The following is a 13,379-nucleotide window of genomic DNA, read 5'->3' as shown; positions in this document are numbered from 1 at the left end:
GCCGCGACAGGAGCTTTAGCTACAGCCTGCTGGAAGCCTCTTTTACTTTTGCCTATATTTGCTGACCGCCTCTGAACTTAACATCAAGTGTATGGAAGACATCAAAATGAACGCCTCTAAGGCACCTTACGCCAAGCTAAAGCCGGAGCTTGACGCTGCTTTCAGTGCCGTTATGAACAGTATGGACTTTGAGGGCGGTCCCTGGGTGGGGCAACTCACGCATGCGCTAAAAGCCTACCTTGAGGTAGCGCGGGCTTTCCCCTGTGCAAAGGGAGGCGCTGCCTTCAGAATGGCTTTGCGGGCACTGCAGGTAAAGGCCGGTGCGGAGGTTATACTGCCAGCCTTCGGTGATGCCGGACTGGCCCGAATAGTGCTGGAGGAGGGCCTGAAACCGGTTTTCGCAGATGTGGATGCAGCAACCTTCACCCTTTCGCCGGCTGCTGCTGCGCGGGCCGTAACCGAGGCTACCGCCGCTGTGGTGCCGGTGCACTTGTTTGGCCAATGCGCCCAGATGCCGGAACTGATGCCGCTGGCGGCACGATATGGCCTGTGGGTGGTGGAGGACGCTTCGCAGGCGCTTGGGGCTGTGGTTCCTGATGCCGTTGCCGGAAATCGTAAAGCAGGTGGCATCGGGCATATCGGCATTGTTTCTTTTTTCCCTTCTAAACCGCTGCTGGAGGAAGGAGAGGGGGGCGCTGTGGCTACCAGCCATCCGGACTTGGTGGAGCGGGTGCAGCAGGTTTTGCAAGAGAGGGGCAGTACGGAGGCGATTCCTGCCTTGCCTTCGCTGGATGCCGCCATGCTGGAGGTAAAGCTGAAGTACGTGGATACCTACAACGCCGCCCGGCAGAAAGTAGCGGGCTACTATGATGAGGCTTTTGCCGGGACACTTGTACAGGTGCCGCACCGTGCCCCCTACAGCACCCATGTGTACCAACAGTATACCATTACGGTACCGGCCGCCTTGCGCGACGGCCTGCGCCAGCACCTGTACGAAAACTACATCCCAAGCATGGTGTATTATCCGCAGCCGCTCCACCTGCAGGCAGCGTTCAGTTCCTCCTTAGGCTATAACCCCGGCGATTTCCCGGTGGCCGAGCTGCTAAGCCAGAGCACGCTTTCCCTGCCGCTGCACTCTGAGCTGAAGGAGGATCAGCTGGCCTACATTTGTCAGCATGTGCTGAATTATGTTAAGTATAGGTCGTGATGTATACTTCCTGCAAAGGGAAAGGCAAGGTGTGCAAATGGGCTTAAAGCCTCCAACCAGTAATACCGTAGATCACCTTGCGTAGCCAGGCGTTCATCTCGGGGTAGATGTTCAGGTTAAGGGCGAGTGTGGCGTAAATGGTGGTAATCAGCAGCGAGCGAATGATTATATCCAGGTATACATTGCCAAGGTAGGGGAGCAGGTAAGACGCTCCCAAAGCTGCTGCGCCGACAGCCGTAATGGCCAGGGCGTTCCAGGTGAATGGCTGTATGCTAAACATGATCTGCACGAAGAACAGGCGCGCCAGGTTCATGGCTACGAGTGAGATCATAGAGGCCAGCGCTGCTCCTTCTATGCCATAACGGGGAATAAAGTACCAGTTGGTCCAGATGGTGAGGCCAGCAAGTATAACATTAAACCCCAGGTCCCATTTATACTTCTCGGAGGTGGCAAGTATGGCTCCGTTCAAGCTCGTTGCCAGATCGACTAACCTTGCAATTGCTAAAAACAGCACCACATACTTTCCGCTGCGGTAGCTCTCCGGCATGAAGTCGTAGAGGTTATCAATGTTAGCCCAGATGCCAACGAACAACAGCAGCCCCACAATAAGGTTGATCATCGTGACGTTCTGGTAGAGCTTTTTCATCCCGATCATATCACTCTCCTTCCAGAACTCAGCCACCTGCGGCTGTGCAATTTTAAGGATGGATTTGCCCGGCACCAGTATGGCGCTTGTCATGAAAAAGGCCGTGGTGTAAATACCGTTTTGGGCCAGGCTGTAGGAGGAAATCATAACCTGGTCTACCGTTGTGATGATGGTAGTAGAGATATTGCCCAGGAAGGTGAAGAAGCCGTAGTAGAACACCTCTCTTATTGGGATGATGCTCAAAACCGCTACCGATGGCCTGATAAAGAGTTGCTTGAGCCAGATAATGTATGTTACCAGCACCAGGGCCCCCACCGAGTTTACGATAATATACAGCAGCACAAAGGTCTGAAAACTCATCACATCCAGCGCGTATACCAGCACCAGCACAGTGGTAAGTATGCGCAACAGAAAATCCTGCACAAAGGAAGACACTATGGTTTTGTACAGTGAGCGCAGGTAGGCTGTAAACATGTTAAACAGCAGCGTAAACAGCGCCAGCGGTATCAGGTAATAGTAGTAGTCGATGATGAGGGGGGAGTTCTCGATGTAATAATCGACCACGGCAGGTTTGAACAGCAGGAAAACCGCAGTGCTAAGTATAAACCCGAGCAGCGGAACCGAGAGCAGCAGAAACAGAAAGCCATTGTGCGCCTTGTCCTTATCACGAAAATACGGAAAGTAGCGCACGCTCATGTTCACGAAGCCTAGTGCCGAGAACTGCGCGTACATCACCGAAATAGACAGCAGCAGGCGTGTCAGGCCCACCTGTGACTCATCCAGGATGTTAGGGAAGAGCAGAATCGTGTTGACGTACCCGATTAGAATGCCGGCATAAGAAATTGCCGTGTTCCAGATGCCCTCGCGCTGTAGTGTTCTGCTCATTTATACTTGAGTTGAACTACAAAGGTAGTAAATGCAGAGGGTTGTGAAAGGTGAAAATTTTAGCAGTTTAAGCTGCTGCGATGCGTTTTTCATACCTTACTGATGCTGGCCCAAAACCTTGTTTTAATCCAAACCTCAACACTTACTTGGTTAGTAATTCCTCTGTTATTTGTGCCAAGTTCAACGTTATCATTAATGCCATCTAGTTACAAAGCGTTTTAAGAGCCCTGTGAAAAAATACACAACGGTAAAATGGCAACAGATAGGAAAAACAGCAGGACTCTTTGATAGGGGCTACGCATTTAGGGTTAAGTTGTAAATAAAAGAGGTACAAAAATCCTAATATCTAGCAAAATTAAGATTCTAGGAAATGCTTTATGTATTGAGTGGATATTTCTGCGCTATTACCTTCTTGTTTGGTGCCAACTGTAGCGTTGTGGTATTGTGCACGGGTTACAACATCAGGCTTTGAATGGAGGTTTGAGTTGATAAGCTTTATAAGCTCTTCTGAAGAATTAGCCACATCTACTAATCCATTTTGCACAAACCCATAGTAATCATTCAGTTGCTGCGCAGGGTTAAAATCGTAGTAGATACTCCAGACATTAAGCAAAACTGCCTCCAGGTGAATGCCGGAATTCCCGCTTATCTGCACATCCAACTGTTGCAGGTACTCGAATACAGGCTCTTTGCTACTGTCAGAAAGGATGATGTTTTTTGCCCCGCCAGCAAGAGCAGCTAAATCTCTGCTATCCCTCGGGTGGGGGCGCAGTATGAAATGTATGTCAGGAAAAGCATTGCTTAATACCTGTAGCAAGCTCTTAATCTTCTGAGGGTTATCAAGAAGATTGCAGCCTATTCCTACTGTATGGATGTGCTGGCGGCTGTTTCGATTAGTCAGGTATTTATCGGCTTTCGGCATTCCCACCAATTCTACACGACCTGCTACAGGCCCGCAAAGCTTATACTTATCCAGTGAGTCCTGGCCCTCCAGTAAGCTGAGGTCGAACTGCAGCGGCGGGAAGAAAGAACTTACACTGGCATGCTGAATATAAATGGTTTTTATTCCAAGGCTTTTGGCTGCTAAAAGCATGGCACGGGCGTCTGCATTATGATCGTTGGCAAACACAATGGCACTAGGCTTATACTTTCGCAGCTTGTACCTGTAGACCTCATAAAAACCTACAGCATCGTATAGTATATCAAAAAAGCGTTTGGTACTTTCTGGTTTATACTTTAGAAACTGGATGAGAAGCGGAATATATTTGTAGTAGTAAAACACTTTGCGGCGTAAAGAAACACGCTGCGCATCATTTTTATACTTGCCGAGCTTCTTACCCTGGCCTGCTACGAATATGCTATAAGGAAGGCTATCTTCTAAAAACTTCAGGCTGTCGTAATTATTTTGGCTGACAACATACAGCCATACTTTCCCTTTTAATTTTTTGCTGTTTTCTGATGAACGAAACAGATTGCCGAACAGGCGCAGTATCGTATAGCCTGCCATTCTAAACAGGCGCATCCATGGTTTTGCAGGCGATACATTTTGCTTTACACTTTCCGGTAAACGCAGAAATTGCTCAGAGAAAAATGTATGTAAAATACTGCTATAGATACTGTACCCGTTACGCATGTCTACTTTAATTCAGCAAAGGCTAGGGAATTAGCCTTTGGCAATGTGCCTGATCAGCATGAAGGCCTCTGCATAGGCTGCACCTACAGCTACGCCCCAACGTTGTGCCTGTATGGTTAACGCTTCTGGTGAGCGAGGGTGGGGGTAGGGCCTTTTTTCAAATTCATAGCTCTCCATTCCCTTTATCTTAGCCTCAACATCTTCTTTAGCCACTTCAAAAAAGAGGTTAGGTAGAAAATGCCTTGGGTCTGAGGGCGCTCGCCATTCTGTGCCGGAAGGTGTTTCGAAGGTGATTATTGTAGAAACCTGCTCGTGCTCCATAGGGCGACAGGCTGTTATGATCGCTTCAAACGTTCGCTGATGGTCAACGTTCACATCGCCGCCATGGTGCGTGAAAATCACGTCAGGCTTGAACTGTTGCTTTTCCCGCTCTACAACTTTTATGATATCTAAAAGTGCAACAGAGTCAAACCTGTTGTCCGGGAAGTCATACGCTTGCACGCTGTGGTAGCCTATGGCCTCTTGAGCGCTCTTAATGTTTTGCCTGTGTGTGGCCAGTTCTTGCTCCCATAAGGTGGCGTCGCGTTGGTCAGCCCTGGAAGTAATGCCCTCGCCAAGTATAACCACATGCGTCTTAACCTGACACAGGTTTATCAGCTTATGCATGGTGGCTCCCAGTCCAAGCAACTCGTCGTCCGGATGGGCCACCACCACCATTATCCTCTTGTTCTTTAAGAAATCCAGCATTATTATGAAATCAAGTCTTCAGAAAGGGGAGTGCCTCTCTCTATGTCGGTTGCGGCGGTCTTGCCTATAATGGTAGGCAGGTACTTTGGCTTCATGCCGTGCCCGGGCCTGATAGAGCGAATATTTTGTTTTGTAAAGGTATCTCCTTTTTTAACATCCTGCACGACATACAAGGACCTGGCAAACTGCCTGTTTTTCGCTACACGTTCTGAGATCACAAGCTGTTCTGTACCCATGGCTGTCTCCAGGTTGCGGATGCTGTCAACCATTTCTTTGAACTCCTGAGGCTCCATAGAGAAAGCAGCATCCGGGCCGCCAAGGGCCCTGTCAAGTATAAAGTGTTTCTCTACCACTTTAGCCCCAAGCGCTACGGCGCCTACAGGTATAAGGCTTCCTTCGGTATGGTCTGACAGACCAACCACACAATCATACTTAGCACGTAAGGTGTTGATCCCTCTCAGGTTTACTTCTTCCATAGGAGTAGGATAAGCCGAAGTGCACTTAAGCAGAATGACCTGCTCGTTACCGGCCTCCTTACAGGCAGCAACAGCATCGTCTATATCTTCTTCGCGGGCTATACCAGTCGATATGATGACAGGTTTGCCTTTTGCAGCTACATGTTTGATAAGCGGGATGTCGGTAATTTCGAAGGAAGCTATCTTGTAGGCAGGTACTTCCAGGGAATCCAAAAAGTCAACTGCTTCAGGGTCGAAAGGAGAGCTGAAAAACACCATACCCAGATCTTCGGTAAGTTTTTTTAGCGGCTCGTGCCATTCCCAGGGAGTGTAAACCTCTGAGTAAAGATCAAAGAGGGTTTTGCCGTCCCAGAGCGTACCCCCTCCAATTCTAAAATCTTTCTTATCGGATTGGATGGTGATGGAGCCTGGCTGCACAGTCTGTAGTTTCACACAGTCGGCTCCTGCTTCCTTCATGGCGTGTACTGTCTGCACAGCAAGGTCATAGTCTTGCTGGTGGTTGCATGATAGCTCCGCAATAATAAAGCAAGGACTTGTGCTGCTGATGGTTCTGTTTCCTATTTTAATACTATGCTTCATAATTCAACAGCTTTGCATAACATGGAGGAAGAATTGATTTAAAAGGCTGCCCTGTGTAAAATTTGATTCCTCTTCTTCTCAGGAAGTCCCTAAAGTCTTCCACTTTCTCATTTATAGTCCCGGTAAGCTCCTTGTTTTCCAAAGCAAACAGAGCTTCATCAAATTGTATCGTCATTTGCTGTGGATCAAATTCGATTTTTGCCTCAAACCCTTTGAAGGCAGACAGCCTACCGTACTCCTCAATAATCTCATAGACAAGCTTTCTGTTTCTTTCAGCGTCAACCGAAGGGTACAAATTTTCTCTTAGAACCTTTGCCGGGATTCCACCGGCAAGGCAACCAGAGGGCAAGCTTTTGTTGATGACGGAGTTAACACCGATCACCACATGATCACCTATGGTAACGTTAGGCAGCACAGTGCTTTTGGCTGGCAGCCATACATTATCTCCTAAAACAACAGGGCCAAACTGAGCAGGGAAGCCTTCTAAGACAGGAGGGTATGAACCATGAGTCCAAATATCCACATACTCACCCAGACCCACTCCGGCACCAATTTTAACACTATAGTTTACGTTGATTTTAGTATAGGCACATATCATACAGTATGGCCCCACACTTAGCCGTGAATCATAACTGAACTTACCACCGTGGCCTACAAGCACATGTGAGTCCAGGAAAAGGTACTCGCCAAATTCACAGGTAATTGCCGTAAAGTCATTTGCGTTTCCGATGATAGAGTTAGACCCTATGGAGAGGCTTTCACCGATCAGAAATTTATTATCAGAACCAATCCTGACATTATCACCAATGACACAGTTGGTCGCCCTGATAACTGTATTATTTCCGACCTCAAAATTCTCTCCGATCGTGAGTGACTCTCCTATAAAATAAGATGAATCACTTAAAGGTATTTTCTTCATGATTATAGTCTTCGTTTTACCCAGCAGACAAGTAGCTTATACTGCTCTTTAGGCAATCCTTAATTCGTACTGCGTATAATCCTCTTGATTTATACTTTCATGGCCAGTCCGCTTGAAATGCAAACTTTCAAAAACAGCTTTGGAAGCCACGTTGGTGTCTTTTACCAATGCCTTCAGCAGTAGTGGAGCCGCACTTTCAGCTTTCTTTAATTGCTCGATAGCCTTGATTAATCCCGACCTGCCCAGCCCAAGCCCGCGATGCTCTGGAGCAACTGAATAGTCGATTAAAAAGGCATCTCCCTCGGCATCAAACCTTACCTGACCTACTGGTGCATCCTGCAGGCTAAGCAGGTACAGGTAACTTTGTGCTGATTTGATTTTGCCATTGTACCACTGCACATGGCTGTTGTAAAGTATAGGGTCCTGGTTAATAGCGTTTGCCCTTGTCTCGGGGTCGTTAGCCCAGTTAAAGTATAGCTCAACATCAGCTTCTTGTGCCTCTCTTATTTGCAGCTGGGCAGCTGTACTGAGTTTTTTAAATTCCTTTAGGAGGTTATGGGCAGGACTGTTGCCTGCAAAAAGTTGCCCAGTAACTTCCTTCCCTTGCTGCTGAGCCTGAAGAAGCGCTTCTGAAAACATGTCACTGCTAGCTTCCTGTAGGTTTCCAAGATTCACAGCGACACCAGCATCTGTCAGCATCTTTAGGATTCCTTTCTGGTTGTCTACATAGTACCCGCAAACGAGGTGAAGCCCTAAACCTGCACACTCTAAAGCTATACTGCTTCCGGGCACTACAGCTATTTTACATGAGCCAATCACCTGTGCCAACTCCTGGGCTGACACGTTCTGGTGAAGGGTGATTTTTATATCTTTTCTTTGCTGCCTCACATAGGCCTGCAGCTCGTCGAAGTAAGTATAGGCGCTGCCAACAACCACTTGTACCGGAGCTTTTATTCCAGCATCTATAATGAAGGAGAGGTAGCGCTGCGTTAAATTTTGAGGATCTGAGCCTCCAAAACAAAGAAATATACCCTTGCCAGTTTTAACTTTATTGTCCTTAGCCAAAAAGGGCGGACGAAGCAGCGCATACTTAAGCCCGAGTAGAAGCTTCGTAAAATAAGCTACCTGGTAGGGAGCAGGGTCTAAAGTACCGTGGTTGATGACTGCATCTGCCACAAATGGGTAGTGATGTATGTCATCTATACATACCAGTGTGGCTCCTTTAGCCTTGATACTTTTCTGATATGCAGTGCCAAAGCTGTAGCCGTCTAATACTACGATTTCCTCTTCAGATATATAAGCATCGAGCTCATGCACAAAGCGCTCTTCCTCTGGGGTACATGCCGGAAGACTGATGAGTCCGTCACATACTTCACTTATCTGCTGCTGCAGTTCTTTGCTGGGCTGCTGTATAGCAAAGATACACTCGAAGTCGCTTGATAACATTTGGGCAAGTGCGAGAGTACGCACTACGTGCCCAAGTCCTATACTGGCGCCTCCGTCAGCTCTGAAGATGATGCGTGGCTTTCGTTTAATTCCTGTGTCAGTCAAGGTTATATAGCAGTTTATACTTTAGCTCAGCCAGTTTCCAATCCGTTTCGCTGTCGATGTCCTGCGCCTCCAGCTCCGAGAGCTCTACTACACCAGAGTTGTCGGTAAACAGAACACGCTTCTTTAGAAAACTCTCCACCCTGAACCAATAAAACTGGCCTGCATCGTGAAAAGCATGCGGCAGGTCCTGAGAGCGGCTCTGCAGGTGCTCTGGCCAATTCATCAGCGCTTTTCCTTCTTCTACTTTTAGACTGCGCCAGATCGGATAGCTGTAGCGCAGCACCGGAAATACCGTGTCGAAGTCTCCCTCACTGAGCCTGGCGTGCGCCAAGTCCAACAGCTGAGCAGTAACAAAGGGAGCGGTAGGGTAGATGCAGCAGCCCTGATCAAAAGTTCTGCCTTGGTTTTTATAGCTTGTTAACACCTCCTCAAGCACTTGGGCCGTCGATGCAAAGTCGTCGGAGGCGGCAGCGCTACGCAAGAATGGGACAGTTGCCCCACTGTCTCTAGCCACTTGGGCAATTTCCTCATCATCTGTAGAGACCATCACCTCATCAAAAAGGCCTGACATAAGTGCTGCCTTGATAGAATAGGTGATAATAGGTTCGCCCAGAAAGCTTTTGATGTTTTTTCTGGGGATGCGCTTGCTACCCCCGCGAGCTGGTATGATGGCTATGCTGCTCACTTCTGCACAAACTCCTTCACCTTTTCAATTACAAACTCTTGCTCTTCATGAGTCAGGGTAGGGTACATGGGCAGGCTCAAGCACTCGCTGTAATACTGCTCGGCTGCAGGAAAGTCTCCTTTCTGGTAGCCGAGATTACGATAATAAGGCATGGTGTGTGCCGGAATGTAGTGCACCTGTGCAAAGATGTTGTGCCCACGCAGGAAGTCGTACAGGCCTTTGCGGTCTTGCACCTTGATCACGTAGAGGTGATAGGCATGGCCAGTTTCGTCATCATGTAGCGCGGCAGGAGTTGTCTGCAAGGTCTCTATGCCTGCCACTTCGGCGAAAGCTTTATCATACACTTTGGCAATGCCTCTTCTTCTGGCCATCCCAGCATCCGCACGCTGCAGTTGAGAAATACCCAGCGCGCAAAGCATGTCCGGAATGCGGTAGTTATAGCCCAGTTCCTGCATCTCCATGTACCAGCCTCCGTGGTTCTCTTCCAATAGCTCCGGATCGCGCGTGATGCCATGGGTGCGGTAGAGCAGAAGCTTTTTGTACAGCGCTTCGTCATTCGTCGTCACCATGCCGCCCTCGCCAGTAGCGATGTGTTTAACAGGATGGAAAGAGAAGATGGCAAGATCTGCGAACTGGCCGTTGCCGCAAAGCTGCTTTTGGCCTTTGCTGTCGATGAAGTAGCCGCCGGGAGAGTGCGCAGCATCCTCTATAATCCAAAGCCCGTGCGCATCAGCCAACTTTCTGAACTCCTCCAGGTTAACCGGGTTGCCGGCAAAATCTACTGGAATGATGCCGCTGTAGTACCCTTTTGGTTTGCTCTCAATCAACTCCCGCACCTTCTCCACACTAAGCAAGGCGGTGTTTAGATCTATGTCAGCAAACTCTACAGTACCACCACAGTAGCGCACGCAGTTAGCAGAGGCTACAAAAGTAATAGGAGTAGTTATTACCCGCGACTCCTCATTCACACCCAGTGCCATCGTACAAAGGTGCAAGGCAGCCGTTCCGTTGCTTACAGCAACTGCATACTTTGCTCCAACATACTTTGCAAAGGCATTTTCAAACTCTGCCACCTTGGGTCCCTGCGTCAGATAGTCTGACTGCAGCGTTTCTACCACAGCCGCAATATCATCTTCGGTGATGTTCTGGCGACCGTAGGGGATCGGTTTGTTAGTTTTGAGTTCTGAATTCTGAGTCACGAGTTATAAAATCTTGTGTCTTGATACTTATGTCTGCCTAAACAGTAAAACTAGGGTCAACGTGCTGCCGAATCTGCTCGCGCAGCTGCTCCACAGATAGCCAATCGGTATTGGTGCCGGAGTTATACTTAAAGCCCATTTCTACCATACGGCCATTGTGTGCCTTCAGAAACTCATCTGTGTTCCAGGTTGGGGTAGATGGAAGTATAACATAGTTTTTCTCCAGCTCCACTGTATTTAGTGAGTCAGTTTCGGTAATCATCTCCTCGTGCAGTTTTTCGCCCGGGCGAATACCTACAATCTCTTGCTCACACTTTGGGCCAATAGCTTCGGCTACATCTGTGATGCGGTAAGACGGGATCTTCGGCACAAAAATCTCACCGCCCCAATGGTTCTCCAGCGCATGAAACACCAGTTCTACACCTTCCTCTAAAGAGATGTTAAAACGAGTCATGTCAGGGTGTGTGATAGGCAGAACGCCATCGGCACGCTTCTTCATAAAGAATGGTACCACAGAGCCTCTGGAGCCGATCACGTTACCGTAGCGCACCACTGAAAACCTGATGTCACGCTTGCCACGCATGTTGTTGGCCGCTACAAACAATTTATCAGAGCATAGTTTAGTGGCACCATAAAGGTTGATAGGGGCAGCGGCCTTGTCGGTAGAAAGCGCCACCACATCCTTCACACCACAGTCCAACGCAGCATTAATCACATTCTCAGCTCCTAGTACGTTAGTCTTGATACACTCCATGGGGTTGTACTCTGCTGCAGGCACCTGCTTCAGCGCTGCAGCATGCACTATAATATCAATGCCTTCGCAGGCACGTTTAAAGCGCTCTCCATCACGTACATCACCAATAAAATATCTGACAGAGTTATACTTGCTGTGCGGGAAAACCTGCGACATCTCAAACTGCTTCAGCTCATCGCGGGAGTAGATAACCAGGCGCTTCACATTTGGGAACCGCTCGTATACCATCTCCACAAACTTTTTCCCAAAAGAGCCTGTGCCGCCCGTAACCAGTATAGCCTTGTTGTTAAGGTCTAATGCCATTTCTTAATTTTTTGCTTTATACGCCGGGCACAAAATAGTCACCCAATCGTGCTGCAAGATACTTATTTTAACGTAAGGGTGCACGGGGCGTTTTAGCTGAGTTGCGCGCAGCAACAAATAAAGGCAGCCTGTATATAGACTGCCTTTGTATGATGGTATTTATACTTGCTGCCGGCCGCTACAGCCCCAGCTCCTTGGCCGAGATCTCCCGCATTTCTATCTGCCTGACCTTACCAGTAACAGTCATAGGGAACTCATCCACAAATTTCCAGTATTTCGGGATCTTGAAGGTGGCAATTTTGCCTTTGCAATACTCACGGATTTCTTCCGGTAAAGGACTGTGCCCGTCCCGCAGCTTAACCCAGGCCATTACTTCTTCGCCATACTTGGCATCCGGCACTCCAATTACCTGTACATCTACGATGGCCCTGTGCGTCATCAAAAACTCTTCTATCTCGCGCGGCGCTATGTTTTCGCCTCCCCTGATGATCAGGTCCTTTATGCGGCCCACAATCTGCACGTAGCCCTCTTCATCCATTACCGCCAGATCGCCGGTGTGCATCCAGCCGTTGCGAATGGCACGGGCAGTGGCCTCGGGCATGTCCCAGTAACCCAGCATGACGGAGTAGCCACGGGTGCAGAGTTCTCCGCGCTGCCCACGCGGCACTACTTGGTCCGTTTCCGGGTCTACGATTTTTACCTCGAGGTGCGGGTGCACGGTGCCGACGGTAGCGACACGTTTCTCCAGCGGGTCGTCTGTGCGGCTTTGGAGCGATACAGGGCTCGTTTCGGTCATGCCGTAGCACACCGTCACCTCGCGCATGTTCATTTTCTGCTGCACTTTTTTCATGGTATCTATCGGGCAGTTCGATCCGGCCATCACGCCGGTGCGCAGTGTGGAGAAATCATACTTGTGGAAGCCCGGGTGGTCCAGCTCCGCAATGAACATGGTGGGCACGCCATACAGGGAGGTGCATTTTTCATCCTGCACGGTTTGCATCACAACCTCAGGGTCGAAGCTCTCGCCGGTTATCACCATGCAGGCGCCGTGTGTGATACAGGCTAAATTGCCGATCACCATGCCGAAGCAATGGTAAAAAGGCACCGGGATGCATACCTTGTCCTGTTCGGTGTACCTCAGGATTTGCCCGATAAAAAAGCCGTTGTTCAGGATGTTGTGGTGCGAGAGCGTGGCGCCCTTCGGAAAGCCGGTAGTGCCGGAGGTGTATTGGATGTTGATCGGGTCGTCGAACTGCAGCGTTTGCTCCCGCTCTTCCAGATCTGCGGTTCTAATGCTGTGGCCTGCACGGAGAAAAGCCTCCCAGTCGCGCTCCAGGATAACCGTCTGCTCCGGGTACTCGCAGTGCGGGCGCACCTGGTCCAGCATCTCCACATAATTGGTGTGGCGGAAGTTGGGGGCGGCAATAAGCAGCTTTATCTGGCTCTGGCGCAGGGCGTACTGCAGGTCCTGTGTTTTGTAGGCCGGGTTGATGTTCACGAGGATGGCGCCCACACGGGCGGTGGCGAACTGGACCAGCACCCACTCATAGCGGTTCGGGGACCAGATGCCGACACGGTCGCCCTTCTGGATGCCGTAGGCGAGGAGGCTTTTCGCCACCTGCTCTACCTGCTCCCAAAGCTCCTGGTAAGTGGCGCGGTAGTTTTGCGTCACCATCACGAGCGCTTCACGGGCTCCGTGCTTTTCAACTGTGTTTCGCAGGCTCTGGCCAATGGTTTCGCCACGGAGAGGCGTGGTGCTGACGCCGTGGCTATAGGAAAGCGTATTCATCATTTA

The 13,379-nt window shown here is 49.4% G+C and carries 11 protein-coding genes; 1 reads left to right on the top strand and 10 read right to left on the bottom strand.

Going from position 1 to position 13,379, the window contains the following annotated elements; genetic code table 11:
- Nucleotides 1-91: 91 nt before the first annotated feature.
- Nucleotides 92-1,207, top strand: coding sequence for a DegT/DnrJ/EryC1/StrS family aminotransferase (locus CA264_RS08030; protein WP_025606157.1), 1,116 nt, complete (start codon nt 92-94; stop codon nt 1,205-1,207).
- A 43-nt stretch (nt 1,208-1,250) separates the two neighbouring features.
- Here the strand turns inward: CA264_RS08030 and CA264_RS08025 are convergent, their stop codons facing one another.
- From CA264_RS08025 to CA264_RS07980, 10 genes are all read right to left on the bottom strand, one after another.
- Nucleotides 1,251-2,738 carry a lipopolysaccharide biosynthesis protein gene (locus tag CA264_RS08025; RefSeq protein WP_025606155.1) on the bottom strand — a complete coding sequence of 496 codons (1,488 nt, stop codon included), beginning with the start codon at nt 2,736-2,738 and terminating at the stop codon, nt 1,251-1,253.
- A gap of 355 nt (nt 2,739-3,093) precedes the next feature.
- Complete coding sequence (locus tag CA264_RS08020; RefSeq protein ID WP_025606153.1) at nt 3,094-4,371, bottom strand: glycosyltransferase family protein; 1,278 nt, start codon at nt 4,369-4,371, stop codon at nt 3,094-3,096.
- A gap of 30 nt (nt 4,372-4,401) precedes the next feature.
- Nucleotides 4,402-5,118 carry a PIG-L deacetylase family protein gene (locus CA264_RS08015; protein ID WP_025606152.1) on the bottom strand — a complete coding sequence of 239 codons (717 nt, stop codon included), beginning with the start codon at nt 5,116-5,118 and terminating at the stop codon, nt 4,402-4,404.
- Between the two features lie 2 nt (nt 5,119-5,120).
- A complete protein-coding gene (pseI, locus tag CA264_RS08010) occupies nt 5,121-6,173 on the bottom strand; it encodes a pseudaminic acid synthase (RefSeq protein ID WP_025606150.1) in 1,053 nt (350 codons plus the stop codon).
- Complete coding sequence (locus CA264_RS08005; RefSeq protein WP_025606149.1) at nt 6,163-7,092, bottom strand: hypothetical protein; 930 nt, start codon at nt 7,090-7,092, stop codon at nt 6,163-6,165. The genes pseI and CA264_RS08005 overlap by 11 nt, the downstream gene beginning before the upstream one ends.
- 48 nt (nt 7,093-7,140) lie before the next feature.
- Nucleotides 7,141-8,643: a UDP-2,4-diacetamido-2,4,6-trideoxy-beta-L-altropyranose hydrolase gene (gene pseG / locus CA264_RS08000; RefSeq protein ID WP_051364374.1), complete on the bottom strand. Its 1,503-nt coding sequence runs from the start codon at nt 8,641-8,643 to the stop codon at nt 7,141-7,143.
- On the bottom strand, nt 8,636-9,328 hold the full coding sequence (gene pseF / locus CA264_RS07995) for a pseudaminic acid cytidylyltransferase (protein WP_025606146.1): 693 nt from the start codon (nt 9,326-9,328) through the stop codon (nt 8,636-8,638). Before pseF ends, pseG begins: the two co-directional genes overlap by 8 nt.
- The gene (gene pseC / locus CA264_RS07990; protein ID WP_025606144.1) at nt 9,325-10,527 is read right to left on the bottom strand and encodes a UDP-4-amino-4,6-dideoxy-N-acetyl-beta-L-altrosamine transaminase; all 1,203 of its coding nucleotides are present in this window, start codon (nt 10,525-10,527) and stop codon (nt 9,325-9,327) included. Before pseC ends, pseF begins: the two co-directional genes overlap by 4 nt.
- Before the next feature lie 37 nt (nt 10,528-10,564).
- Nucleotides 10,565-11,584 (bottom strand): UDP-N-acetylglucosamine 4,6-dehydratase (inverting), encoded by a 1,020-nt coding sequence (pseB, locus tag CA264_RS07985; RefSeq protein WP_025606143.1) that lies wholly within the window; start codon nt 11,582-11,584, stop codon nt 10,565-10,567.
- Between the two features lie 178 nt (nt 11,585-11,762).
- The gene (locus CA264_RS07980) at nt 11,763-13,376 is read right to left on the bottom strand and encodes an AMP-binding protein (RefSeq protein WP_036775784.1); all 1,614 of its coding nucleotides are present in this window, start codon (nt 13,374-13,376) and stop codon (nt 11,763-11,765) included.
- Between the last annotated feature and the right edge of the window lie 3 nt (nt 13,377-13,379).

The sequence above is a fragment of the Pontibacter actiniarum genome (assembly GCF_003585765.1).
GTDB lineage: Bacteria > Bacteroidota > Bacteroidia > Cytophagales > Hymenobacteraceae > Pontibacter > Pontibacter actiniarum.
Note: the sequence above shows the minus strand (reverse complement) of the source record. Positions and strands in the feature narration are given on the sequence as shown.

Coding starts and splice junctions, on each gene's coding strand:
- CA264_RS08030 (WP_025606157.1), top strand. CDS start 92: ATGGAAGACATCAAAATGAACGCCTCTAAGGCACCTTACGCCAAGCTA.
- CA264_RS08025 (WP_025606155.1), bottom strand. CDS start 2,738: ATGAGCAGAACACTACAGCGCGAGGGCATCTGGAACACGGCAATTTCT.
- CA264_RS08020 (WP_025606153.1), bottom strand. CDS start 4,371: ATGCGTAACGGGTACAGTATCTATAGCAGTATTTTACATACATTTTTC.
- CA264_RS08015 (WP_025606152.1), bottom strand. CDS start 5,118: ATGCTGGATTTCTTAAAGAACAAGAGGATAATGGTGGTGGTGGCCCAT.
- pseI (WP_025606150.1), bottom strand. CDS start 6,173: ATGAAGCATAGTATTAAAATAGGAAACAGAACCATCAGCAGCACAAGT.
- CA264_RS08005 (WP_025606149.1), bottom strand. CDS start 7,092: ATGAAGAAAATACCTTTAAGTGATTCATCTTATTTTATAGGAGAGTCA.
- pseB (WP_025606143.1), bottom strand. CDS start 11,584: ATGGCATTAGACCTTAACAACAAGGCTATACTGGTTACGGGCGGCACA.
- CA264_RS07980 (WP_036775784.1), bottom strand. CDS start 13,376: ATGATGAATACGCTTTCCTATAGCCACGGCGTCAGCACCACGCCTCTC.